General features: G+C 71.2%; 15 protein-coding genes. 3 read left to right on the top strand and 12 right to left on the bottom strand.

Annotated features, from left to right (window positions below; translation table 11 throughout):
* Nucleotides 1-2: 2 nt before the first annotated feature.
* From J5X86_RS17830 to J5X86_RS17810, 5 genes are read right to left on the bottom strand one after another with little or no spacing between them, the layout of a single operon-like run.
* Entirely contained in the window at nt 3-704 is a 702-nt protein-coding gene (locus J5X86_RS17830; protein WP_208517763.1) for a hypothetical protein, read from the bottom strand.
* On the bottom strand, nt 674-2,734 hold the full coding sequence (locus tag J5X86_RS17825) for a beta-galactosidase (RefSeq protein WP_208517762.1): 2,061 nt from the start codon (nt 2,732-2,734) through the stop codon (nt 674-676). The genes J5X86_RS17830 and J5X86_RS17825 overlap by 31 nt, the downstream gene beginning before the upstream one ends.
* A 44-nt stretch (nt 2,735-2,778) precedes the next feature.
* Entirely contained in the window at nt 2,779-3,732 is a 954-nt protein-coding gene (locus J5X86_RS17820; RefSeq protein ID WP_208517761.1) for a carbohydrate ABC transporter permease, read from the bottom strand.
* Nucleotides 3,729-4,754 (bottom strand): sugar ABC transporter permease, encoded by a 1,026-nt coding sequence (locus tag J5X86_RS17815; RefSeq protein ID WP_208517760.1) that lies wholly within the window; start codon nt 4,752-4,754, stop codon nt 3,729-3,731. The genes J5X86_RS17820 and J5X86_RS17815 overlap by 4 nt, the downstream gene beginning before the upstream one ends.
* The gene (locus tag J5X86_RS17810) at nt 4,754-6,436 is read right to left on the bottom strand and encodes an extracellular solute-binding protein (RefSeq protein WP_208517759.1); all 1,683 of its coding nucleotides are present in this window, start codon (nt 6,434-6,436) and stop codon (nt 4,754-4,756) included. The genes J5X86_RS17815 and J5X86_RS17810 overlap by 1 nt, the downstream gene beginning before the upstream one ends.
* A 302-nt stretch (nt 6,437-6,738) precedes the next feature.
* Here J5X86_RS17810 and J5X86_RS17805 point away from each other — a divergent pair, with 302 nt between their 5' ends.
* Nucleotides 6,739-9,759 carry a glycoside hydrolase family 3 C-terminal domain-containing protein gene (locus J5X86_RS17805; RefSeq protein ID WP_208517758.1) on the top strand — a complete coding sequence of 1,007 codons (3,021 nt, stop codon included), beginning with the start codon at nt 6,739-6,741 and terminating at the stop codon, nt 9,757-9,759.
* 88 nt (nt 9,760-9,847) lie between these two features.
* On the opposite strand, the gene J5X86_RS17800 is transcribed toward J5X86_RS17805, so the two are convergent.
* The 3 genes from J5X86_RS17800 to J5X86_RS17790 form a co-directional block, all read right to left on the bottom strand.
* Nucleotides 9,848-11,308 carry an aldehyde dehydrogenase family protein gene (locus tag J5X86_RS17800; RefSeq protein ID WP_208517757.1) on the bottom strand — a complete coding sequence of 487 codons (1,461 nt, stop codon included), beginning with the start codon at nt 11,306-11,308 and terminating at the stop codon, nt 9,848-9,850.
* 201 nt (nt 11,309-11,509) lie between these two features.
* The gene (locus J5X86_RS17795) at nt 11,510-13,273 is read right to left on the bottom strand and encodes a PucR family transcriptional regulator (RefSeq protein WP_208517756.1); all 1,764 of its coding nucleotides are present in this window, start codon (nt 13,271-13,273) and stop codon (nt 11,510-11,512) included.
* Nucleotides 13,274-13,480: 207 nt separating this feature from the next.
* Nucleotides 13,481-15,676, bottom strand: coding sequence for an ATP-binding protein (locus J5X86_RS17790; RefSeq protein WP_208517755.1), 2,196 nt, complete (start codon nt 15,674-15,676; stop codon nt 13,481-13,483).
* 363 nt (nt 15,677-16,039) lie between these two features.
* Between J5X86_RS17790 and gabT the strand changes: the two genes are divergently transcribed.
* Nucleotides 16,040-17,389, top strand: coding sequence for a 4-aminobutyrate--2-oxoglutarate transaminase (gene gabT, locus J5X86_RS17785; RefSeq protein WP_208517754.1), 1,350 nt, complete (start codon nt 16,040-16,042; stop codon nt 17,387-17,389).
* 103 nt (nt 17,390-17,492) lie between these two features.
* On the top strand, nt 17,493-18,413 hold the full coding sequence (locus J5X86_RS17780) for a phosphatase PAP2 family protein (RefSeq protein WP_208517753.1): 921 nt from the start codon (nt 17,493-17,495) through the stop codon (nt 18,411-18,413).
* A 67-nt stretch (nt 18,414-18,480) separates the two neighbouring features.
* On the opposite strand, the gene J5X86_RS17775 is transcribed toward J5X86_RS17780, so the two are convergent.
* From J5X86_RS17775 to J5X86_RS17760, 4 genes are read right to left on the bottom strand one after another with little or no spacing between them, the layout of a single operon-like run.
* Nucleotides 18,481-19,929 carry an NAD(P)/FAD-dependent oxidoreductase gene (locus J5X86_RS17775; protein ID WP_374229261.1) on the bottom strand — a complete coding sequence of 483 codons (1,449 nt, stop codon included), beginning with the start codon at nt 19,927-19,929 and terminating at the stop codon, nt 18,481-18,483.
* A 5-nt stretch (nt 19,930-19,934) separates the two neighbouring features.
* Nucleotides 19,935-20,732 carry an ABC transporter permease gene (locus tag J5X86_RS17770; protein ID WP_208517752.1) on the bottom strand — a complete coding sequence of 266 codons (798 nt, stop codon included), beginning with the start codon at nt 20,730-20,732 and terminating at the stop codon, nt 19,935-19,937.
* A complete protein-coding gene (locus J5X86_RS17765) occupies nt 20,729-21,682 on the bottom strand; it encodes an ABC transporter permease (RefSeq protein ID WP_208517751.1) in 954 nt (317 codons plus the stop codon). Before J5X86_RS17765 ends, J5X86_RS17770 begins: the two co-directional genes overlap by 4 nt.
* On the bottom strand, nt 21,679-22,842 hold the full coding sequence (locus J5X86_RS17760; protein ID WP_208517750.1) for an ABC transporter ATP-binding protein: 1,164 nt from the start codon (nt 22,840-22,842) through the stop codon (nt 21,679-21,681). Before J5X86_RS17760 ends, J5X86_RS17765 begins: the two co-directional genes overlap by 4 nt.
* Nucleotides 22,843-22,861 lie beyond the last annotated feature (19 nt).

Here is a 22,861-nt window from a genome sequence, read left to right as displayed (position 1 = left end):
CATCAGCTCGCGCTCACTCCGAAGCTGTTGGTCCGGAAGTCCAGACCGCCGGCCGAGGAGGTGATCTCGTACCCGAACTGGACGTCGCCGATGGTCACATCGCCGAACCAGCCCTTGGTGTTCTTGATCCAGTTCACGATGGGCTTGATGTCCACGGAGCCGGAGGTGGAGTTCGAGGTGCGGATGAACGAGAAGACTTCGTTGGCCCCGTTGCTGCCCTTGTAGACGCTCCAGGTGTGGCCGCCGAGGGAGACATTGCCCTGGGCGGTGCCGAGCGGGCCCACCGGGCCGGTCTTGTTGACCCAGAGCATGATCTCGTAGTCGTAGTTGGTGTCCCAGATGTCGTACGAGGTGTTGTACGCGCCCGAGGACGGCACGGTGACGTTGTAGGTGCTGGTGAGGGTGGAGATGGCGCTGATCTTCTTGCCGACGACCTTCTTGGCGTTGGGGTAGGACTTGATGCCGCCGGTGTTCGGGTGGTTGGCCCACACTCCCCAGTCGCTGAAGGAGTTGGCCCAGATGCTCTGGGCTCCGGCGCCGGAGCCCCAGATGTTGTTGTAGAGGGTGTAGCCGCCGTTGGACCAGGTGCCCCACTGGTCCGAGGAGGACCAGGTGGCGGCCTGGGCGGGGGCGGCGGCGAAGCCGATCAGCGCGAGTAACGCGATCAGCGGGGTCAGGAAGAGCGTTCGGGCGGTTCGTCGCACGGGACTTGTCCCTTCGGGTGGAGGGCCGGACGGCGGGATTCGGGCGGAGCCAGGACCATGACCGCGAAGCGGTCGAGCCGGACGCCGGTGTGGTGCGCACGTCCGGTGAGCAGATCCGTCCGCGGGGACGGCAGGGGGACGGCCGCCGGGGTGCGGCCGTGGTTGAGGAGGAAGAGATACGGGCCGCGCTCCACCGCCTCGACGCCCTCGGGGAGACCGGGCAGCGCCGGTGCCAGCCCCGCCTCCTCGGCGGCACGGGCGAGCAGCGCGCGCAGGGCTGCGGGTTCGGGGAGGGTGGAGACGTACCAGGCGGTCCCGGCGCCGTAGGCGTGACGGGTCACGGCGGGGCGGCCGTCGAGCTCACCGCCCTTGACCCGGGCGACCGGTTCGGCGGTGGACGGCTCCAGGTCCTCGGACCAGCCGGTGCCGTGGAACGGGCCGAGCCAGGCGCCTTCGGCGTCGAGCGTCTCGCCCTCGTCCAGCGGCCACCACTCGTGGACCGTACGGATGCCGAGAAGCTCACGGAGCCGCCGGTCCACGCCGCCGGGGCGCACCCGGTCGTCCTCGTCGGCGACGCCCGTGAAGAAGCCGCAGACGAGGGTGCCGCCGCCGCGCACATACGCCGCGAGGTTGTCCAGCGCCTCGTCGCTCAGCAGATACAGCTGGGGGACGGCGACGAGGGCATAGTCGGTGAGGTCGGCGTGCGGATGGGCGAAGTCGGTGGTGAGGTTCCGCTCCCACAGGGCCCGGTGCCAGGCGCGCAGCAGCCCTTCGTAGGGGACCTGGGAGGAGGGTCGGCCGTCCTGGACGGTGGCCCACCAAGAGTGCCAGTCGTGCAGGATCGCGGCCCGCGCGGGGACGTCCGAGCCGGTGACCGGGGCCAGTTCGCGCAGCTCGGCGCCGAGGTCACGCACCCGCGCGAAGGTGCGGCTGTGCTCACCGGCGTGCGGGACCATCCCGGAGTGGAACTTCTCGCTGCCCTGCCGGGACTGCCGCCACTGGAAGAAGCAGATCCCGTCGGCGCCGCGCGCGACGGCCTGCAGGGACCACAGCCGCATCAGCCCGTCCGGCTTGGGGTGGTTGACGCCGCGCCAGTTGACCGGGCCCGCGGCCTGCTCCATGAGGACCCAGGGGCCGCCCGCCTGGGAACGGGTCAGATCCTGGACCATCGCCCCGTACGCCGCCGCGTGCGGGTCCTTGGGGTCGGGGTAGAGGTCGACGGAGACCACGTCCTCCTCCGCCGCCCAGGCCCAGCCGTCCTGGCCGATGAACAGCGGCATGAAGTTGGTGGTCACGGGGATGCGCGGGGTGCGTGCGGCCAGCGCGTCGCGTTCGGCGGTGAAGCACTCCAGCAGGGCGTCGCTGGTGAAGCGGCGGAAGTCCAGCCCCTGACCGGGGTTGATCATGTACTGGGCGCGGCGCGGCGGGATGATCTCCTCCCAGGAGTCATAGCGCTGGCTCCAGAAGGCCGTCCCCCACGCCTCGTTGAGGGCGTCCAGGCCGCCGTACCGCGCGCGCAGCCAGCGGCGGAAGTGCCGGGCGGTCTCATCGCACCAGCAGTGGGTGCCGTACTCGTTGCCGACATGCCACATCCGCAGGGCCGGATGTCCGCCATAGCGGTCGGCCAGATCCTCGGTGATGCGCAGCGCGTAGTCGCGGTAGACGGGGGACGAGGCGCAGAACTGGTTCCGTGAGCCGTACCAGACGACCGAGCCGGTCTCGTCGCGCGGCAGGGTCTCGGGGTGGCGGGAGCCCATCCAGGGCGGCGGGGAGGCGGTCGGGGTGGCCAGGCACACCTCGATCCCGCCGTCGTGGAGCAGGTCCATGACGCGGTCCAGCCAGCCGAAGTCCCGTGCGCCGGGGCGGGGTTCGAGCCGGGCCCAGGAGAAGACGCCGAGGGTGACGGTGGTGACGCCCGCCCGGCGCATCAGCCGGATGTCGTCGTGCCAGACGCTCTCGGGCCACTGTTCGGGGTTGTAGTCGCCGCCGTAGAGGATGCGGCCGCGGGTGGCGTCGTTCAGGTCGGGCATACCGGCTCCCGTCTCGGGTCGGCTGGGAACGGGGGCAACCGGCGTCAGCCCTTGACGGCGCCGGTGAGCATGCCCTTGGTGAAGTGCTTCTGGACGAAGGGGTAGAGCACCGCGACGGGGATCAGCGCGAGCACCATGACGGCCATCTGCACGGCCAGGCCGGGGATCTGCTGGGTGGAGATCATCTGGGACATGCCCTGCGGCGCCTGCTGCTTGATCACCAACTGGCGCAGGATCATCTGCAGCGGCCATTTGTCCTGGTCGTTGAGGTAGAGCATGGCGTTGAACCACTGGCTCCAGTAGCCCACCGCGTAGAACAGCGAGACCACCGCGATCACGGCCTTCGACAGCGGCAGCACGATGCGCAGCAGGATCCGCCACTCCCCCGCGCCGTCGATCCGGGCACTGTCGATCAGCTCCGGCGCGATGTTCTGGAAGAACGCCCGCAGCACCAGGACATTGAAGACCGAGACGGCCCCGGGCAGGATCATCGACCAGTAGCTGCCCTCCAGGCCGACGCCGGTGACCAGCAGATACGTGGGGATGAGACCGGCGTTGAAGAACATGGTGATCAGCAGCACCATCAGGATCGGCCGGTGCAGGAAGGACCCCGAGCGGGACAGTCCGTAGGCGCACAGGACCGAGACCACGGTGCTGATCACGGTGCCCACGGCGGTGAGCGCGAGGCTGACGAGCGTCGCGCGGGTCACCGTGCCACCGCTCAGCAGCTCGGTGTAGGCCCGGAAGGTGATCGCCTTGGGGACGATCACCAGTCCCCCGGCGTCGGTGATGGTCCTCTGGTCGGAGAGGCTGGTGACGATCACCACCCACAGCGGGCCGAGGATCACCAGACACACCCCGGTCAGGGTGACCCCCTTCAGCCCCTGGCCGACCTTGCCGGGCTCCTCCTCCCACACCGGGCGCCTCTCGCTGCCGCGCCGCCGCGGCGGCGGGGCGGTGGGGGTGGGCGGGGCCGGGGTCCGCTCGGTCACGGTCATTTCCGGTAAACCCCCTGCTCGCCGAGCATATGGGCGACTTTGTTGGCGATCAGCACCAGCACCAGGCTGAAGAGGCCCTTGATCAGCCCGCCGGCGGCGGCGATCCCGTAGTCGGTGTTGGCGATGCCGACCCACCACACATAGGTGTCGAAGACCTCCGAGGCGCCGGGCCCCACCGCGTCGCGCTGGAGCAGGATCTGCTCGAAGCCGACGGTCAGCGAGTCGCCGACGCGCAGCACCAGCAGCAGGGCGACCACGGGGCGCAGCGCGGGCAGGGTGACGTGCCACATCCGGCGCCAGCGGTTCGCGCCGTCCACCGCCGCGGCCTCGTAGAGGTCCTGGTTGACGGCGGAGAGGGCGGCCAGGAAGACGATCACGCCCCAGCCCGCGTCCTTCCACACCAGCTGGGCGGTGATCAGGAACTTGAACACCGCCGGGTCGGTCATCAGGTCGAAGCCCTCATGCCCATGGGCGCGCAACTGCTGGGCGAGCAGCCCGGCGCCGCCGAGCATCTGCTGGAAGATCGTGACGACCAGCACCCAGGAGAAGAAGTGCGGCAGGTACAGGATCGACTGCACCAGGCCGCGGACCCTGTCGCTGAGCACGCTGTTGAGCAGCAGCGCCAGCGCGATGGGCACCGGGAAGAACAGCACCAGCTGGATGAAGGTGATGGAGAGGGTGTTGGCGAAGGCGTCCCAGAAGCGGCTGTCCTCGAAGAGGAGGGTGAAGTTGTCGAAGCCCACCCAGGGGCTGGTCCACAGCCCCTGGGTGAACGGGTCGTAATCCTTGAAGGCGACGGTGGTCCAGATCAGCGGGACGTAGGTGAACAGCAGCAGACCGACGGCGGGCGCGGTCATCAGCAGCAGGGCGCGGTCCCGGCGCAGCCGGTGCCACCATCCGCCGCGGCCCGTCGGGACCCCGCGACCCGGCGAAGCGCCACGGGCCTTCGCGCGGCCGGGGCCCTTGGTCGGGCCGCCTCTGTTCCGGCGGCTCGTGGCCCGGCCGCGGATGTCCAGCGTCATCAGGCGCCGCTGCCGTTCTTGTCGAGAAGCTTCGCGTACCAGTCGCGGAGCCGGTCACCGCCACCGCCGCGCCAGTCGCCGATGGCCTGCTGGGCGTCCTTGATGGACTTACGGCCGCGGGTGACGTCCTTGGCGAGGTCCTCGAAGGGCGTGTAGAGCGAGGCGTAGCGGTTGGGCTCCTGGATCTGCATCCCGTAGAAGAGCGGCTTCCTGGCGAACTTGCCCATCCGCTGCATCCAGCCGCAGTAGTCCTCGACCATCTGCGGAAAGTCCGGATAGGCGACGCTCGCCTGCGGGGAGGCGATGAAGCGGTAGGTATCCTGGACGTCCCGGACGCCCGTGGCGTTCTTGACCGGCACCCCCTTCTTCATGTCGTGGTGCACGCCTTCGACGCCGTAGTCGATGAGGCGCTGTTCCTTGGTGCCGAAGGGCGCGGCGATGAAGTTCGCGAGGGCGAGGATTTCCTCGATCTCGTCCTTGGAGAGGTTCTTGTTGAGGAAGGACCAGATCTGGGCGGGCGGGTCGAGATAGAGGACCGGGTCGCCGCCGTCGGGACCGAACCAGTCCATTCCCTGGATCTTGAATTCGGGGTTCGGCCCGGCCTGTTCGAAGGTGGCGCCGTACCACTTGGCGTCGCCGTCGTTGTAGAGGAGCGTCTGGCCGGAGGTGAAGCGGGTCAGCGCGTCATTGCCCTTGCCCGCGACCGCGTCGGGGTGCACATAGCCCTTGGCGAAGAGCTTGCGGCACCATTCCAGGGCCTCGAGATAGTTCTCCGTCTCGACCTTGTGGACCAGCTTGCCGTCCTTCTCGACCCAGTAGTACGGCTTCTCCCCCGGGCAGCCGAAGAACCGCTGCGCCGACCACCACATGTCGTCGCAGGCCCATACCTTGCTCTTGGGCCGGGTGATCTCCTTGGCCAGAGCGAGGAATTCCGCCGGGCTCTTCGGGACCTGGTAGCCCTCCTTGGCGAAAATATCCTCGCGGTAGTACGGAATGACGCCGGTGAGCGGGCGGGAGGGCATCGGCAGCCCACGGAGCTTGCCGCCGAAGACGGACATCTGCCAGGCGGCGGTGGGAATGGCGGCGAGGTTCGGATATTTCTTGACCTTGTCGCCGGAGAGATACGGGCCCAGATCGGCGAATTTGGCGCTGACCGCGCCATGGATCCGCCCGCCCATCTCCCATAGCGGGATCATCACGATATCGGCGATATCGCCGGAGGCGAGGACGGCGCCGAGCTTCTCGCCGTAGGTGTTGCCGTCCTGCGGCTGCAGGCTGATCTTGGCGCCGAGCGCGTCGTTGACCGCCTTGTAGTAGGCGTTGTTCTTGGGCGGCGGCGTGCCCCACAGCGGTTCGAACATCGTGTAGCCGCCGCCGTGGCCGGGCTTGTCCTTCACGGAGGCGACCAGGTCGGCGGCGGGCGGGGCCTTGGTGTAGCCGGGGCTGGAGCCGTTGACGCTGGGGATGTCCGGGTCCGCCACCGTCGAGGCCACATAGGTCGGCAGCAGGTTCTTCAGCTCCTTGCCGGAGGTGGTGCCGCCCTTGCCGGAGCCCTCCTCGGTGGAGCACCCGGACAGCAGCGGTATCCCTCCCGCGACGGACGCCGCGGCAACCGCCGTGGAGGCCAGGAAGGTTCTTCGGCTGGGAGCGGAAGTGGAGGCCGAAGCCTGGGAGTTCGACATGTGCGTCAACCCTTCGTGGCGTGCCCGCCGTACGACCGATGGTCGAAGCGCTTCGATATTGCGCTGAGGTTAAGTCGGGGGGTGAGGTCGCGCAAGAGCGGTGTCGAAATGTGCCGTTGGGTGTCTGGCGATCGAGGATCTGGGCAACCGTGGTGGCGCTTGCGGGCCATTGACCCGTTGACCCGTTGAGCCTTGACAGGGTCGGTGTGGCGCCTCCAGCATCGAAGCGCTTCGAATTGATGATGCATCACGTCGTGCGGCACGTCTCCGACGAACTCTGGGTAAGGGGATCGGTATCCGTGATGAGTGATGACGGTGGTCTGATCACGCGTCCGCCGTTTCGCGATACGCGGCTGCCGGTGCGTACGCGCGTGGCGGATCTGCTGGCCCGGCTCACGCTCGATGAACGGATCGCGATGCTGCACCAGTTCGCGCCCGGAGTGGAGCGGCTCGGCCTCGCGCCATTCCGTACCGGGCAGGAGGCGCTGCACGGTGTCGCCTGGATGGGTCCGGCGACCGTCTTTCCCCAGGCCGTCGGGCTCGGCGCGACCTGGAACCCGGAGCTGGTGCGGCGCGTCGGCGAGGCGGTCGGCCGCGAGGCACGGGCCATGCGCGCACGCGATCCGCGGGTGGGCCTCAATGTGTGGTCGCCGACGGTGAATCTGCTGCGCGATCCGCGCTGGGGCCGCAACGAGGAGGGGTACGCCGAGGATCCGTGTCTCACCTCGGCCCTGGCCACGGCCTACGCCCGCGGGCTGCGCGGCGACCACCCGGAGCGCTGGCGCACCGCCCCCGTCCTCAAGCACTGGCTGGCGCACAACAACGAGACCGACCGGGACACCACCTCCTCCTCGGTACGGCCGCGGGTGCTGCACGAATACGATCTGGCCGCCTTCCGCGGGGCGGTGCGGTCGGGCGCGGTGGCCGGGGTGATGCCCGCGTACAACCTGGTCAACGGGCGGCCCAACCACGTCTCCCCCTATCTGCGCGAGCAGTTGCGCACCTGGACCGACCAGGAGCTGGTGGTCTGCTCCGACGCGGGCGCGCCGTCCAATCTGGTCGACTCCGAGCACTACTTCGACACCCATGAGGAGGCCATCGCCGCCGCTCTGCTGGCGGGGGTGGACAGCTTCACCGACCACGACCAGGACGCGTCGAAGACGATCGCGCGGGTGCGGGGCGCCCTGGAGCGCGGGCTGATCGACGCGTCCACGGTGGACACGGCGGTGCGGCGGCTGCTGACGATGCGGTGTGCGCTGGGCGAGTTCGACGAGTGCGACGAGCCCGAGGAGCCCGAGGAGCCCGACCAACCTGGCGGGTCGGCAGACGGAACCGACGGCGCCTTCGACACCCCCGCCCATCGCGCGCTCGCCCTGGAGGCCGCCGAACAGGCCGTCGTCCTGCTCGCCAACGACGGTCTGCTGCCGCTCTCCGACAGCGGCGTCCGCACCCTCGCGGTCGTCGGTCCGCTCGCGGACGAGTGCAAGCTGGACTGGTACAGCGGCAGCCTGATCCGGCGCAGTTCGCCACGCGAGGCGCTGGCCGAGCGGCTCGGCGCGGACCGGGTGGTATTCGCGGAGGGCCTGGACACCGTACGGCTGCGCACCGCGGCCGGTTGGGTGCGGGTGCCGGACGCGGCGGCGGAGGGCGAGGGTCCGGCGGAGGAGGGGCTGGCGGACGAGGGGCCGACGGACGAGCGGCCCACGGACGAAGGGCCCACGGACGAAGGGCCCACGGGCGAGGGACCGGCAGACGAAGGCTCGCTCAACCCTGCCCATGCAGCGGGCCGTACCGATCTGCCCACGCTGACCGTCGGCGACACCCCCACCGATCTGTCCCTGGCCGACTGGGGCGGCGGTGTGCTCACCCTGCGCGCGCCCTCCGGCCGCTATCTGACCGTGGCCGACGACGGCTTCGTGCGCGCGGCGGCCGAGCGGCCCGGGGGCTGGGTGGTCCAGGAGACGTTCACGCTCGAAGCACACCGCGACGGACACCTCCTCCGGCACATGGGGACGGGCGGCTACGTCTGTGTCGCCGCGGGCGCGCTGAAGGTTGCCGAGCGTGACAGCGGCGCGGAGGGGACGGTCTTCGGGCTGGAGGTCGTCGAGCGCGGCGAGGACGCGGTGGCCCGCGCCGCCGCGCGGGCGGACGCCGTGGTGGTCGTGGCGGGCAACGATCCGCATATCGGCGGCCGGGAGACCGAGGACCGCACCACCCTCGCCCTGCCCGCCCAGCAGGAGCGGCTGTGGCGCGCGGCCCACGCCGCCAATCCGCGGACCGCGCTGGTGCTGACGTCCAGCTATCCCTACGCGGTCGGGGAGGCGGCCGACGCACTGCCCGCGCTGCTGTGGACGGCGCACGGCGGCCAGGCGGCGGGCACGGCGCTGGCCCGGGTGCTGTTCGGGGACGTCTCACCGGCGGGGCGGCTGCCGCAGAGCTGGTACGCCTCCCACGACGATCTGCCGGACCTGCTCGACTACGACATCATCGCCTCGCGCGCCACCTATCTGTACTTCGACGGCACCCCGCTCTTCCCCTTCGGACACGGCCTGTCGTACACCGACTTCAGCTACGGCGAGCTGTCGGTGCGGCGGGAGGCGGGGCTCACCGTGGAGTGCGAGATCGCCAACTCCGGTCCGTACGACGGCGACGAGGTCGTGCAGATCTACGCGAGCGCGCCGGGGTCGCGGGTCCCGCTGCCGCACCGCCGGCTGATCGCCCACCGCCGGGTGCGGCTGCGCCGGGGCGAGAGGGTGCGACTGTTCTTCACCGTGCCGGTCGAGGACGCGCTGGGCTTCTGGGATGTGGCGCACGGCCGCTGGACCGTCGACCCGGGTACGTACGAGATCCACGCGGGCGCGTCCAGCGCGGATCTCCGTGCCACCGCCACCGTCACGGTCGAGGGGCCGCCGCCCGCGCCGCGCCCGGTGCTGCGGCGCGGTCTGGAGGCCGCGGACTACGACGCGGCGGACGGGATCGTGCTGGTGGACCGCACCAAGGTCCGCGGGGACGCGGTGGCCTGCCGTGATGACGCGGTCGGCCGACTGCTCTTCCGCGCCTGCGACTTCGGCACGGGCGCCACGTCGCTGACCATCGAGGCGGCGCGCGACGCGGCCGCGGCCGGGGCGGGGGATGACGCGACGGTCGAGGCGCACCTCGCCGACGGCACCACCCTTGCCACCGCCGCCGTCCCGCCCACCGGCGGCCGCTACGCCTACACCACGGTCCGCGCCGCCCTGCCCACGCCGCCGACCGGCGTCCAGGACCTGCACATCACGCTGCGCGGCGGCCTGAGACTGGCCCGCCTCGGCTTCTCCGGTTGAGGGTTTGAGGGATTGAGGGTCCGGAGCGGCCGGGGCGAGCCTTCCCCTGCGCCGGGCCCCGCAGTGGGGCGGGGCCCGGCGGGGTGGATCAGAGGTCGAGGCCGGTGAGGACCATGACCCGCTCGTAGGTGTAGTCCTCCATCGCGTACCGCACGCCCTCGCGGCCGACGCCGGACTTCTTGGCGCCGCCGTACGGCATCTGGTCGGCGCGGTACGAGGGCACATCGCCGATGATCACGCCGCCGACCTCCAGCGCGCGGTGGGCGCGGAAGGCGGTGCGCACCTCGCGGGTGAAGACGCCCGCCTGGAGGCCGTACTTGGAGTCGTTGACGGCCGCGAACGCCTCGTCCTCGTCCGTCACCTTGTGCAGGGTGAGCACCGGCCCGAAGATCTCCTCGCAGGAGAGGCTGACATCCGCGGGGACGTCCGCGAGCACGGTCGGGGCGTAGTTCGAGCCCTCGCGCTTGCCGCCGGTCAGCAGCTTCGCACCGGCCCGGACGGCCTCGTCGACCCAGGACTCGACACGCTTGGCGGCGTCCTCGCTGATCAGCGGGCCGACATCGGTGGCGTCATCGGTCGGGTCGCCGGTGACCTGCCCCTCGACGGCCGCGACGATCTTCGGCACGAGCTCCTCGTAGACGGACGCGTCCGCGATCACCCGCTGCACGGAGATGCAGGACTGTCCGCCCTGGTAGTTGGAGAAGGTGCCGATGCGGGTGGCCGCCCAGTCGAGGTCGGCGTCGGAGGCGTAGTCCGACAGGACGACCGCGGCGCCGTTGCCACCGAGCTCCAGGGTGCAGTGCTTGAGCGGCACCGACTCCTTGATCGCGTAGCCGACCTTCTCCGAACCCGTGAAGGAGATGACCGGCAACCGCTCGTCCTGAACCAGCGCGGGCATCCGGTCGTTGGGCACCGTAAGGACGCTCCAGGAGCCCGCCGGGAGCTCGGTCTCGGCCAGCAGCTCGCCGAGGATCAGCGCGGACAGCGGGGTCGCGGGCGCCGGCTTGAGGATGATCGGCGTGCCGACCGCGATCGCCGGGGCGACCTTGTGGGCACTCAGGTTCAGCGGGAAGTTGAACGGCGCGATGCCGAGCACCGTGCCGCGCGGGAAGCGGCGGGTCAGCGCGAGCCGCCCCGTCCCACCGGCGTCGGTGTCCAGCCGCTGGGCCTCCCCGCTGTTGAACCGGCGGGCCTCCTCGGCCGCGAACCGGAACACGGACACGGCGCGGCCCACCTCGCCGCGCGCCCACTTGATCGGCTTGCCGTTCTCATCCGAGATCAGCCGGGCGATCTCCTCACTGCGCTCGGCGAGACGGCGCGACACATGGTCCAGAGCGGCGGCCCGGACATGCGCGGGGGACGCGGCGAACTCCTCGCGCACCGCGTCGGCCGCGGCGACGGCCTCCTCGATCTGTGCATCGGTGGGAACGCTCACCACGCCGACGCGGCGGCCGTCCCAGGGCGAGGTGACCTCGAGCGTGCTCTCGCCCGTCGCCTTGCGGCCGGCGAGCCAGAACGCGTGGGTGACAGCTTCGTTTGTGTCTGGCACAGCGGATCCCGACCCTTCTGAAGTGGTGTATCTCCTCCCACCGTAGGCGCGCCCGGCCCGCTCGGCGTTTGTCCGGGGCGTAGCAGTCGGGACCGTCGGCGCTCCGCTATGGCGTGCCCGATTCGGGGGAGATCGGGAGGAGGGTGACCCGAATGAGGTGACCGGAGCGAACGCGGTCGCCTCGTGGTGCAGATGCGGGCCTCAGGCCGAGGTACCGGCGGCCGTGGCCTTGAGGGCGAGCCACAGCTCCATACGGACGTCCGGGTCGTCCAGGGAGCGGCCCAGGATCTCCTCGACGCGGCGCATCCGGTAGCGCAGGGTGTGCCGGTGGACTCCGAGGTCGGCGGCGGCCGCGTCCCACTGGCCGTGCCGGGAGAGCCAGGCGCGCAGCGAGGCGACCAGATCGCCCCGGCCGGTGGCGTCGTGCTCGTGCAGGGCGCGCAGCATGCCGTCGGCGAACGCCCTTACGGCGTCGTCGGCGAGCAGGGGCAGCACGGAACCCGCCGCGACCTGTTCATGCTCGACCAGCATCCGGCCACGGCGGCGCGCCACCGACAGCGCCTGCTCGGCCTGGCGGTAGGCGGCCGCGGCGGCGATGGGGCCCGCGGGGGCGGACAGCCCGATGACGAGCTCGTCGCCGTGGGGCGCGGTGGCGGCCGTACGGTCGCGGGGGCGGGCCTTGGTGCCGCGGCGGCTCTCGACGGCCCGGGCGTGCTCGGCGCATGCCGCGACCGCCGCGCCGCCGTCGGGGGCCAGCACGATAAGCCGTTCGCCGTCCGGCACCACCAGCACCGACTCGCCGATGCGGGCCGCGGCAGCCTCCATGGTGTCGGTGAGCGTGGCGAGGGGCTCGGCCGCCTCGGCCTCACCCGCGGCCGTGCCCGTGGCCGTGGTGGTGGCTTCGGCGAAGGGCTCCGGAGGGGCCTCGTCCGCTCCGGGCGTGGCCGTGTGGGGCTGCTGGGCCGCGCCGCCGGACGGCACCTCGGCGACCAGCATCCGGAACGGCGCGTCGAGCAGCCCGCCGTACAGCCGCCCGGCGACCGCCCGCGCATGGTCGGGCTCGCCCGCGAGCAGCATCCGCAGCACGGCGGCGCCGAGCCGCTGCTCGGCCTCCCGCAGGGCGCGGGAACGCTCGGTGGTCAGGGTCAGCAGCGCGACCGCGGAGTGCACGGCATAGCGCTCGGCGGTGCCCAGCGGCGCAGCCGTACCGACCGCGAGCACGCCACGGGTGGTACGGCGCCCGGTGCCCAGGGACTGGAGCTCCACCCGGTCGGCGGCGGCCGTGTCCTCGGCCGGTTCCGCGCCCGTGGCCCCGGCCTCGCCGCCCCCGCCGACCACGATGCTCGCGGGGCCGGGGCGGGAGCGCAGCCGCTCGACGTCGGCGGTGAGCCGGGCGGCGCGGCGCGCGGCCCAGTCGGGGGCGGCGGCGACCACGGAGCCGGAGACGTCGTAGAGCGCGGCCCAGCCGTCGACATGGGCGGCGAGCCGGGCGAGCAGCGCGGCGGGCCCCTCGGCGCCGATGGCGGCGCGGGTCAGCTCGCGCTGCGCCTCGAACCCGGCGGTCACGGCCCGGTACTGGTCGGCGGCTATCGCCGCGGAGACGGCCTTGCTGATCGCGATGAAGGGGGTGGGGCGGGGCACGCCGATCAGTGGCAGCCCCTCCTCCTTGGCCGCCGCGGCGAGCGCGGCCGGCACCTCGGCGTACTTGACGCCGAGCGCGAAGCCGAGCCCGACCACGCCCGCGCCGACCAGCCGCCGCACATAGCGGCTCATCTCCTCCGGGTCCTCGGCCTCGATCTGCATCGCGGTGATCAGGAGCAGCTCGCCGCCCTCCATATAGGGCACGGGGTCGGCGAGCTCGCTGACATGTGCCCAGCGCACAGGCGTCTCCAGCCGGTCCTCGCCCGCGAGCACGGACAGCTTGAGACCGGGGTGGCGGACGAGTGAGGCGAGCGTGGGAGGCATGGCACCTTCGATGCGAATGCGACGACTTCACCGCTCCGTATGAACGGCTACTGCCGATTCTGCCTCAATGGAGGAATACGTGGAATTGACGGCCTGATTCGGCCACCGGTCTGGCCGTGACGCTGCGGTCGCCCCGTCACGTTGAGCGGGGCAACCGCAGCAGAACAGCTGACTGCGGCAATGAGGAACGCCTGGGGCACCGGTCGGTCACCCGCGGAGATCCACCAGCACCGGCGGCCCGCCCTCGCCCCTTACGGAGGTCACCGACAGCACCGCATGCCCGGCGGGAACCGCGTGGGCCAGCTCTGACGCGGACCAGCGCTCGCGCTCCACCGTCCGTACGGTCACCGACTGCGTGGTCACCGCCTTACCGGTGACGACCTTACGGATGAAGTGCAGCACCTTGGTGAGCGGTTCCTCGGCGATGATCTGCCGGTCGGTGATGTCGCGCGTCTCGACCCACTCCGTCCCCCACACCTCCGCGAACCGCGCCCCGTCCCAGGTCGTCACCCCGGCGCAGGCCATCCGGCAGCCGACCGCGCCGAGCAGGGCGCTGCGCAGCGCCTCGGGGACGTCGTCGAGGGTGCGGAGGGTGAGCACGGCGCCCGCGTGGGCGGAACGGAGCCGCTGGATACCGCGCAGGGCCTCGGGAGTGATGGTGTGCGAGGCGTCGTCGAGGACCAGACAGGCGAACAGCGAACGGTCGGCGCGGCCCACGGCGCACTCGGTGAACTGCGCCAGGACCAGCCGCGCCAGCATCCGCGACGCCTCCGCATGGCCGCGCTCGGGCAGATCGATACGGACCCGGAGGGGGTGTTCGAGGGCCCGGAGGGAGAACGGGCGGCGGTCCCCGGTGGTGTCGAAGAAATCGGCGAACGCGGGCCGGTCCAGCAGCGCGATCCGGTCCGCGAGCAGCGTGCCCACGTCCCCGGGCGCACCCGACTGCCGGACCCGCGCCTCCAGCTCACGGGCCTGCGCCCGCTCCCCGGCCTCGTCCAGCGCCTCGCGCAGCGCGTTGACGGCCGCCTTGGAACCGTCCAGCAGCTCCCGCAGATCCGGGACGGACGGGAAGCGGCCGTGGGCGGCGCGGTAGGGGCCGAGCAGCTGGGCCAGCGCGGTGGCGGCGCGCCGGCTGTCCCCGCCGGGCAGCGAGGCGGCCATGTCGCCGATCAGGGCCTCGGCGAGGATGCCCGCCGCCTCGTCGGGGTCGGTGGTGCCGCCGTAGAGGTCGAAGTCGTAGCCGGAGTCGGGCCGGCCGATCTTCACGACGACGTCGAACGCCTCGTCCGCCCCGAGCCCGGCCCCCGCCGCCCCGACCGCCACCACGGCGACCTGCCCGGCGAGCGCCTGCAGGCACAGCGACTCCACGACGGGCCGCACCATCCGCCCCGTCTTCCCCGAACCGGGCGGCCCGACGGCCAGCAGCGAGGTGGCGAGCACATCGGGCTCGAGGGCGAGCCCGACGCCGCGGTGCTGGTAAGGGTTGCGGGGGTCGTCGGAGGCGGTGCCGAGGCGGACCTGATGCGCGAGGAGATCATGCCGCGCCGTCCTGGCGGGCAGATCCCGCGCGCCGGACGGGTGACCGTACGAGGCGGCGCCGTGGCGCAGCACGGTGTCGGTGAACGAGGCGAGGGAGTTCCTCCCGGCCCGCACGGACTGCCAGGCGCGCTCGATCCGGGCATGGTCGACGTCATTCATCGCCCCCGCCCGTGCGTCCGCCGCCAACCGATCAGCCGCACTGTGCGCCCCGGCGGCCCGCAAGTGCGGCCACTCCAGCGGATCCCCCTCGGGCCGCCCCGCGACGGCCGCCTCCGGGGCGGGCTCATCCCATGCCCGCCGGAAGAGGGGCGCGACGTAACGGCGCCAGACTTCGGACCAGTGGCCGACGCGGCCGAAGATCACGGCGATGGCGCAGAGAAAGAGGCCGTAGTAGGTGTACGTCGCTACGACATAGGCCACGTTGCCGCTTTCGGACCAGGAGTCGGGCGTGAGGAGGGCCAGCGGCCACAGCCAATAGCCACCCAGGTACCCGTTCCAGAGCAGCGACCAGACCAGCCAGCCACAGAGCACGGAGATCAGTGCCCCACTGAGCAGCCGCCGCCCTGGAATGCGGTCCGGCTCCTCCGGCGCCTTCGGCTTGTGCTCGTACGTCCACACCCCCGGTGCCGCCTCGGACCGCGGCGCGCGCAGCCAGGCGACGAAGGACGGGCGGGCCGCGGGTCCGGGAGCCGGGGGCGCGCCGGGAGCCTGGGCGGGTACCGGGGCCGCGCCAGGGGCCGCCGGGGGCGCGGTCGGCGGCACCGGCGGCGGGGCGGTGGGGAAGGAGGGCGGGGATTGCGGAGGCGGGGGTGGGAGCGGGTTGTGGCGTGTGCTGCGTGGGTCGAACGTGCCCTCGGTGTCCATGTGCTGCCCCTTGCCCCCTGACCGGCTGTTCCTCGGCTTTCGCGCCATCGCTCAATCTAGTGTTCCCGCGCGGGGAGTTCAGCGACCCGGGCGGTGCCGTCTCACTCGCGGGTTCCCTAAAGCGGTCACTGGATCCGTAAGCGGTCACCGGTAGGGCCGCCGCCGCATCCGTAAGGCCGCCGCCGCATCCGTAAGGCGGCCACCGGATCCGTAAGGCGGTCACCGGATCCGTAAGGCCGCCGCCGGGCTATGGCCGTCGCGGACAAGGCAACACGCGCAGTGCTCCCGAACGGAACATGCCTCATCCGCCGCCGCGCCCCTAGCCTGCGACTAAAACCGCTGTTCTTTCCCCTGGAGCCCCTCATGACCGAACTGTCCGGAGGCCCGTCCCTCCCCCAGGAGCGTCGCGTCATCACCGCCATTCCCGGCCCGAAGTCGCAGGAGCTGCTCGCCCGTAAGAACGCGGCGGTCGCCGGTGGGGTGGGGAGTGTGCTGCCGGTCTTCACCGTGCGTGCGGGCGGCGGTGTAATCGAGGACGTGGACGGCAACTCGCTGATCGACTTCGGCTCCGGAATCGCCGTGACCTCCGTCGGCTCCTCCGCGGAGGCCGTCGTGCGCCGGGCGTCCGCGCAGCTGGCGGACTTCACGCACACCTGTTTCATGGTCACGCCGTACGAGGGCTACGTGGAGGTCTGCGAGGAGCTGGCCCGCCTCACGCCCGGCGACCACGCCAAGAAGTCGGCGCTGTTCAACTCGGGCGCCGAGGCGGTGGAGAACGCGGTGAAGATCGCCCGTTCGTACACCAAGCGCCAGGCGGTCGTCGTCTTCGACCACGGCTACCACGGCCGGACCAACCTCACCATGGCGCTCACCGCCAAGAACATGCCGTACAAGCACGGCTTCGGTCCCTTCGCGCCCGAGGTCTACCGCGTTCCGCTCGCCTACCCCTACCGCTGGCTGACCGGTCCGGAGAACTGCGCCGAGGAGGCCGCGGCCCAGGCCATCGACATGATCAGCAAGCAGATCGGGGCGGAGAACGTGGCCGCGATCATCATCGAGCCGATCCTCGGCGAGGGCGGTTTCATCGAGCCCGCCAAGGGCTTCCTGCCCAGAATCGCGGAGTTCGCCAAGACCAACGGCATCGTCTTCGTCGCGGACGAGATCCAGTCCGGATTCTGCCGCACCGGCCAGTGGTTCGCCTGTGAGGACGAGGGCATCGTCCCGGACCTGATCACCACCGCCAAGGGCATCGCGGGCGGTCTGCCGCTCGCCGCCGTCACCGGCCGCGCGGAGATCATGGACGCGGCGCACTCCGGCGGTCTCGGCGGCACCTACGGCGGAAACCCGGTGGCGTGCGCGGCGGCGCTCGGCGCGATCGAGACGATGCGCGAGCTGGACCTCAACGCCAAGGCCAAGCGCATCGAGGAGGTCATGAAGGGCCGCCTGGCCGCGATGCAGGAGAAGTACGACATCATCGGCGACCTCCGCGGCCGCGGCGCCATGATCGCCATCGAACTGGTGAAGTCCGGCACCAAGGACCCCAACCCCGAGGCCACGGCCGCCGTCGCCAAGGCGTGCCACTCAGCCGGGCTGCTGGTGCTGACCTGCGGAACCTACGGCAATGTGCTGCGTTTCCTGCCGCCGCTGGTGATCGGCGAGGACCTTCTGAACGAGGGTCTCGACGTCCTCGAGAGCGCCTTCGCCGAGCTGTGACTGTGGGTGATCGATGGGTGGGCGTGAAGAAGATGTGCGGGGCCGATGACAGGTGGGTGATCGGCCTGTCGGGCGGGGCTTCGCTGCCGTACGGTCATTCCAGATGAGAGAAACACCCCGCTCGCAGGGGACTGCGGGCGATGCCGAGCCGGTGCTTCCCCAGCCCCGACCCGGCTGTGCCCTCGCGCACACCACTGGAGCCTCCGGCTCCGGATCTCCTCACCGATCGGACGGCCGCCCGCCCCAAACCCCCCGGGGCGCGCGGCACACCGGTCGCCACGGCGGCCCCGGAACTACCCCCCCTGTTCCGGGGCTGCCGACTGTTCACTCCCCTTCCGCGCCCCAAGCGCCGTTCTTCGCGCCCCTCGCGCCCCTCGCGCTCCCCGCGCTCCTCACACCCCTCGCACTGATCGCACTGCTCGCGCTGTGCACCTGGCAGATCGCCGCCCATGGCCCCCTGCGGACCTACGACGAACGGCTCGGCCGCGCGATCTCCGGCTCGGCGCTCCCCTCCCCCGTCGCCGAGTTCCTCGCCGACCTCGGCAATACGGCGGTGGCGGTCCCCGTCCTCGCCGTCGCCCTCGGCTGGGCGGCGTGGTGCGCCCGGCGCGCGGGAGAGCCGCGCTGGTGGCTGCCGCCGCTGGCCGCCGCGGTGGCGATGGCGGCGGTTCCGGCACTGGTGGTTCCGTTCAAGGCGCTGATCGACCGCCCCGGCCCGCCGGGTCCGCTGGCGGGCGAGACCGGATTCTTCCCCTCCGGCCATGCCGCGACGGCCGCCGTCGCCTATGGCGCGGCGGCGCTGCTCCTCCGCCCTCTCCTGCGCCCGCGGCTACGGCGGCCCCTCCTGGTGGCCGTCGCCGTACTGAACCTCGCCGTGGCCGCCGGGCTGGTCCGGCGCGGCTACCACTGGCCGCTGGACACGGTCGCGAGCTGGTGTCTGTCCGGTCTGCTGCTGTGGGCGATGCTCTCGCTGAGCCGGATCAGCCAGGGTGACGGTTCGAGCCGGTCGAGCCCCGGCGGCTAGCTGAAAGCGGGCCGCGGTGGCCCCAGGCCACGCGGAACGGCCCAGGGCAACCGCGGCCCGGCTCAGCTCAGCTGTCGAACCCCAGCCCCACCTTGTCCATGGCCTTCAGCCACAGATTGCGGCGCCCGCCGTTCTCGTCGGCCCGGGTCATGGACCACTGGGTGATGCCGATGCCCGCCCAGCGCACCGGCTCCGGCGGGAAGGGCAGGGGCTTGCTGCGGACCATCTCCAGGCGGGTGCGCTCGGTGCGCTCACCGGCGAGCAGATCGAGCATCACCTCGGCCCCGAAGCGGGTCGCCCCGACCCCCAGGCCCGTATAGCCGAGCGCGTACGCCACCCGCCCCCCGTGCGCGCTGCCGAAGAACGCGGAGAAGCGCGAGCAGGTGTCGATCGCACCGCCCCAGGCATGGCTGAAGCGCACGCCCTCCAACTGCGGGAAGCACTGGAAGAAGTGCTGGGCGAGGGTGCGGTAGGTGGCCGGGTGGTGATCGTATTCGGCGCGCACCCGTCCGCCGTAGCGGTAGACGATGTCGTAGCCGCCCCACAGGATGCGCCGGTCGGCGGTGAGCCGGAAGTAGTGGAAGTGGTTGGCGGTGTCGCTGAGTCCCTGCCTGCGCTGCCAGCCGATCGCGTCGAGCTGCTCCTCGGTGAGCGGTTCGGTCATCAGCGCATGGTCGTAGACGGGCGCGATGAACGGGCGGACGCGGCGCACCAGGGCGGGGAAGGCGTTGGTGGCGAGCGCCACCTGGCGGGCGCGGACCCGGCCGTAGGGGGTACGGACGGCCATCGCCGCCCCGCTGCTCGCCAGCCGTTCGGCCGGGGTGTGTTCGTAGATCCGTACGCCCAGCTCGGCGCAGGCCCGTGCCAGGCCCCAGGCGAGCTTGGCGGGGTGCACCATGGCCACGCCCCGGCGGTCCCACAGCCCGGCCAGGAAGGTGGGCGAGTCGACTTCGGCGCGCACCGCGTCGCGGTCGAGGAACTCGGGCGGCTCCAGGCCGAGGGCACCGGCCTGTTCGACGGCTTCGCGCAACTCCTCGACCTGGTGGGGCGCGGTGGCCACATCGATCTCGCCGGTGCGTTCGAAGTCGCAGTCGATGCCGTAGCGCTCGACGGCGGATTCGATGGCGTCGAGGTTGCGGTGGCCGAGCCGCTCGAGTTCGGCCAGCTCATCGGGCCAGCGGGCCGCGCCGTTGCCGAGGCCGTGGGTGAGGGAGGCGGCGCAGAAGCCGCCGTTGCGTCCGGAGGCGGCCCAGCCGATCTCCTGGCCCTCGACCAGGACCACCTCGCGGTCGGGGTCACGTTCCTTGGCGATCAGGGCGGTCCACAGTCCGCTGTAGCCGCCGCCGACGACGAGCAGATCGCAGTGCTCCTCCCCGACGAGGGCGGGGCGGGGGCGGGGCCTGCCGGGGTCGTCCAGCCAGTACGGCCGGTACGCGGCGTCGGCCAGGGCTTTGAGGGCGGACGGGCCGGGGGCGCTGTCGCCCCCGGGCGAGCGGGTCATGGCGTCCGTGGCCATGGTTTTCAGCTCCTCTTGCGGCGGGCGCCGGCCAGTTGGCCGGCGAGAACGCACAGCACCGCGACGGCGAACATCGCCGTTCCGATCACATTGATCTGCACGGGCGTGCCGCGCTGTGCGGATCCCCAGACGAACATGGGGAAGGTCACGGTCGAACCGGCGTTGAAGTTGGTGATGATGAAGTCGTCGAAGGAGAGCGCGAAGGACAGCAGCGCGCCCGCGGCGATACCGGGCGCGGCGATCGGCAGGGTGACGCGCACAAAGGTCTGCGCCGGGGAGGCGTAGAGGTCCTGGGCGGCCTGTTCCAGCCGGGGGTCCATGGACATCACCCGCGCCTTGACGGCCGTCACGACGAAGCTCAGGCAGAACATGATGTGGGCGATGAGGATCGTCCAGAAGCCGAAGTCGACGCCCATGTTGAGGAAGAGGGTGGCCAGCGAGGCGGCCATGACGACCTCGGGCATGGCCATCGGCAGGAAGATCAGGCTGTTGACCGCGGAGCGGGCCCGGAAGCGGTAGCGGGCCAGTGCGAAGGCGATCATCGTGCCGAGGAGGGTCGCGCCGATCGTCGCCCATATCGCGAGCTTCAGGCTGAGCGAGAGCGAGCCGCACATGTCGGCGACGCCGCACGGATCGGTCCAGGCCTCGGTGGAGAACCGCTGCCATTCGTAGTTGAAGCGCCCGTTGGGCTTGTTGAAGGAGAAGACCAGGACGACGACGTTGGGCAGGATCAGATACGCGAGGGTGCCGAGCCCCGCGATGACCACCAGGTTCCGCCGTATCCAGCGCGTCAGGGCCGTCACACCAGGTCCTCCGTCCCGGACTTGCGGATGTAGACGGTGACCATCGTCAGGATGGCCGCCATGAGGATGAAGGACAGCGCCGCCGCCGTCGGATAGTCCAGGACCCGCAGGAACTGCGACTGGATGACGTTGCCGACCATCTTCTGGTCGGCGGAGCCGAGCAGTTCGGCGTTGATGTAGTCGCCGGTGGCGGGGATGAAGGTGAGCAGTGTGCCCGCGACGACCCCCGGCATGGACAGCGGGAAGGTCACCTTCCGGAAGGTGGTGACGGGCCGGGCGTAGAGATCGCCCGCGGCCTCGTGGAGCCGGGGGTCGATGCGCTCCAGCGAGGTGTAGAGCGGGAGGATCATGAAGGGCAGGAAGTTGTACGTCAGCCCGCAGACCACCGCGAGCGGGGTGGCCAGCACCCGCTGTCCCTCGGTGATCCCCAGATAGCTGGTGACGTCCAGGATGTGCAGCGAGTTGAGCGCGCCCACCACCGGGCCGCCGTCGGACAGGATCGTCTTCCAGGCGAGGGTGCGGATCAGGAAGCTGGTGAAGAACGGCGCGATGACCAGGATCATCACCAGATTGCGCCAGCGGCCCGCCCGGAAGGCGATGAGATACGCGAGGGGATAGCCGAGCACCAGGCACATCACGGTGGCGGTGGCGGCGTAGAACACCGAGCGCAGGAACTGCGGGTAGTACTCGCTCAGCGCGTCCCAGTAGGTCTGGAAGTGCCAGGTGACCTTGAAGCCCTCTTCGAGGGAGCCGGTCTGGACGGAGGTCGAGGCCTGGTAGATCAGCGGCGCGGCGAAGAAGATCAGCAGCCAGAGAATGCCGGGGAGCAGCAGCCAGTAGGGCACCAGCCGCTTGCGGACGGCGGGCTTGAGGAGGGGTGGCTTCTGTACGGGCTCGGGTACGGGCCCGGCGGCGTCCGGCGGGGCGTCGGGAGTCGCCGTCGCACTCATGGGGCCTCCTCGTCCAGCTCCGTACCGGCGTCGATGTCCTGGGTCGCGTCGAGGCCGAAGGTGTGGGCGGGGTTCCAGTGCAGGACGACCTCAGCGCCGGGGACGAGCCGGGCGTCACGCTCGATGTTCTGCTCGTAGACGGTGATCTCGGGGCAGCCCGGGGTGGTGATGAGGTACTGGGTGGAGACGCCGATGAAGCTGGAGTCGGCGATCCGTCCGGTGATCCGGTTGCGCCCCGCGGGGATGGTCCCGGCGTCCTCGGCGTGGGTCAGGGTGATCTTCTCGGGACGCACCCCTACCAGCAGTTTCCCTCCCGTGCGGACGGGGGCGCTACATCGGTCGGCGGGCAGCGAGAGCTTGCCGCCGGCGGCTGCGAGGACGAGGTCGCCGCCGCTCTTGTCGGTGATCTCGGCCTCGATGAGGTTGGAGGTACCGAGGAAGTTGGCGACGAAGGTGGTGCCGGGGTTCTCGTAGAGGTCGGCGGGGGCGCCGCGCTGTTCGACCCGGCCGCCGTTCATCACCGCGACCGTGTCGGCCATGGTCATGGCCTCCTCCTGGTCGTGGGTGACATGGATGAAGGTGATGCCGACCTCGGTCTGGATGCGCTTGAGCTCCAGCTGCATCTGACGGCGCAGCTTGAGGTCGAGCGCGCCCAGCGGTTCGTCGAGCAGCAGCACCCGCGGGTGGTTGATCAGGGCGCGGGCGACGGCGACGCGCTGCTGCTGGCCGCCGGAGAGCTGCTGCGGTCTGCGGCGGGCGAAGTCGCCGAGCTGGACCAGCTCCAGCATCTCCTCGACCTGCTTCTTCACCGACTTGACGCCGCGCCGGCGCAGTCCGAAGGCGACGTTCTCGAAGATGTCGAGGTGCGGGAAGAGGGCATAGCTCTGGAAGACCGTGTTGACGGGCCGCTTGTGGGGCGGGAGGGCGGTGATGTCCTCATCGGCGAGCCGGACGATGCCGCTGGTGGGCTCCTCCAGTCCCGCGATCATGCGCAACGTGGTGGTCTTGCCGCAGCCGGAGGCGCCGAGCAGGGCGAAGAAGGAGCCGGCGGGCACGTACAGATCGAGCGGCTGGACGGCGGTGAAGGACCCGTAGGTCTTGCTGATCCCGGTGAGACGGACATCGCCGCCGGAGGCGGGGGTGGCACTGGGGTCGGTCATGGGGTGGCTTCCCTCGTCT

The organism is Streptomyces sp. NEAU-YJ-81, from assembly GCF_017592595.1.
Classification (GTDB): domain Bacteria; phylum Actinomycetota; class Actinomycetes; order Streptomycetales; family Streptomycetaceae; genus Streptomyces; species Streptomyces hygroscopicus_B.
The sequence above is the reverse complement of the archived record's forward strand: the minus strand, read 5'-3'. Positions and strand labels throughout refer to the sequence as shown.

What these genes read in the sequence shown, in the direction of transcription:
- J5X86_RS17825 (WP_208517762.1), bottom strand. Translation starts at nt 2,734, where the DNA reads ATGCCCGACCTGAACGACGCCACCCGCGGCCGCATCCTCTACGGCGGC.
- J5X86_RS17820 (WP_208517761.1), bottom strand. Translation starts at nt 3,732, where the DNA reads ATGACCGTGACCGAGCGGACCCCGGCCCCGCCCACCCCCACCGCCCCG.
- J5X86_RS17815 (WP_208517760.1), bottom strand. Translation starts at nt 4,754, where the DNA reads ATGACGCTGGACATCCGCGGCCGGGCCACGAGCCGCCGGAACAGAGGC.
- J5X86_RS17810 (WP_208517759.1), bottom strand. Translation starts at nt 6,436, where the DNA reads ATGTCGAACTCCCAGGCTTCGGCCTCCACTTCCGCTCCCAGCCGAAGA.
- J5X86_RS17805 (WP_208517758.1), top strand. Translation starts at nt 6,739, where the DNA reads ATGAGTGATGACGGTGGTCTGATCACGCGTCCGCCGTTTCGCGATACG.
- J5X86_RS17795 (WP_208517756.1), bottom strand. Translation starts at nt 13,273, where the DNA reads ATGCCTCCCACGCTCGCCTCACTCGTCCGCCACCCCGGTCTCAAGCTG.
- J5X86_RS17790 (WP_208517755.1), bottom strand. Translation starts at nt 15,676, where the DNA reads ATGGACACCGAGGGCACGTTCGACCCACGCAGCACACGCCACAACCCG.
- gabT (WP_208517754.1), top strand. Translation starts at nt 16,040, where the DNA reads ATGACCGAACTGTCCGGAGGCCCGTCCCTCCCCCAGGAGCGTCGCGTC.
- J5X86_RS17780 (WP_208517753.1), top strand. Translation starts at nt 17,493, where the DNA reads ATGAGAGAAACACCCCGCTCGCAGGGGACTGCGGGCGATGCCGAGCCG.
- J5X86_RS17775 (WP_374229261.1), bottom strand. Translation starts at nt 19,929, where the DNA reads ATGGCCACGGACGCCATGACCCGCTCGCCCGGGGGCGACAGCGCCCCC.
- J5X86_RS17765 (WP_208517751.1), bottom strand. Translation starts at nt 21,682, where the DNA reads ATGAGTGCGACGGCGACTCCCGACGCCCCGCCGGACGCCGCCGGGCCC.
- J5X86_RS17760 (WP_208517750.1), bottom strand. Translation starts at nt 22,842, where the DNA reads ATGACCGACCCCAGTGCCACCCCCGCCTCCGGCGGCGATGTCCGTCTC.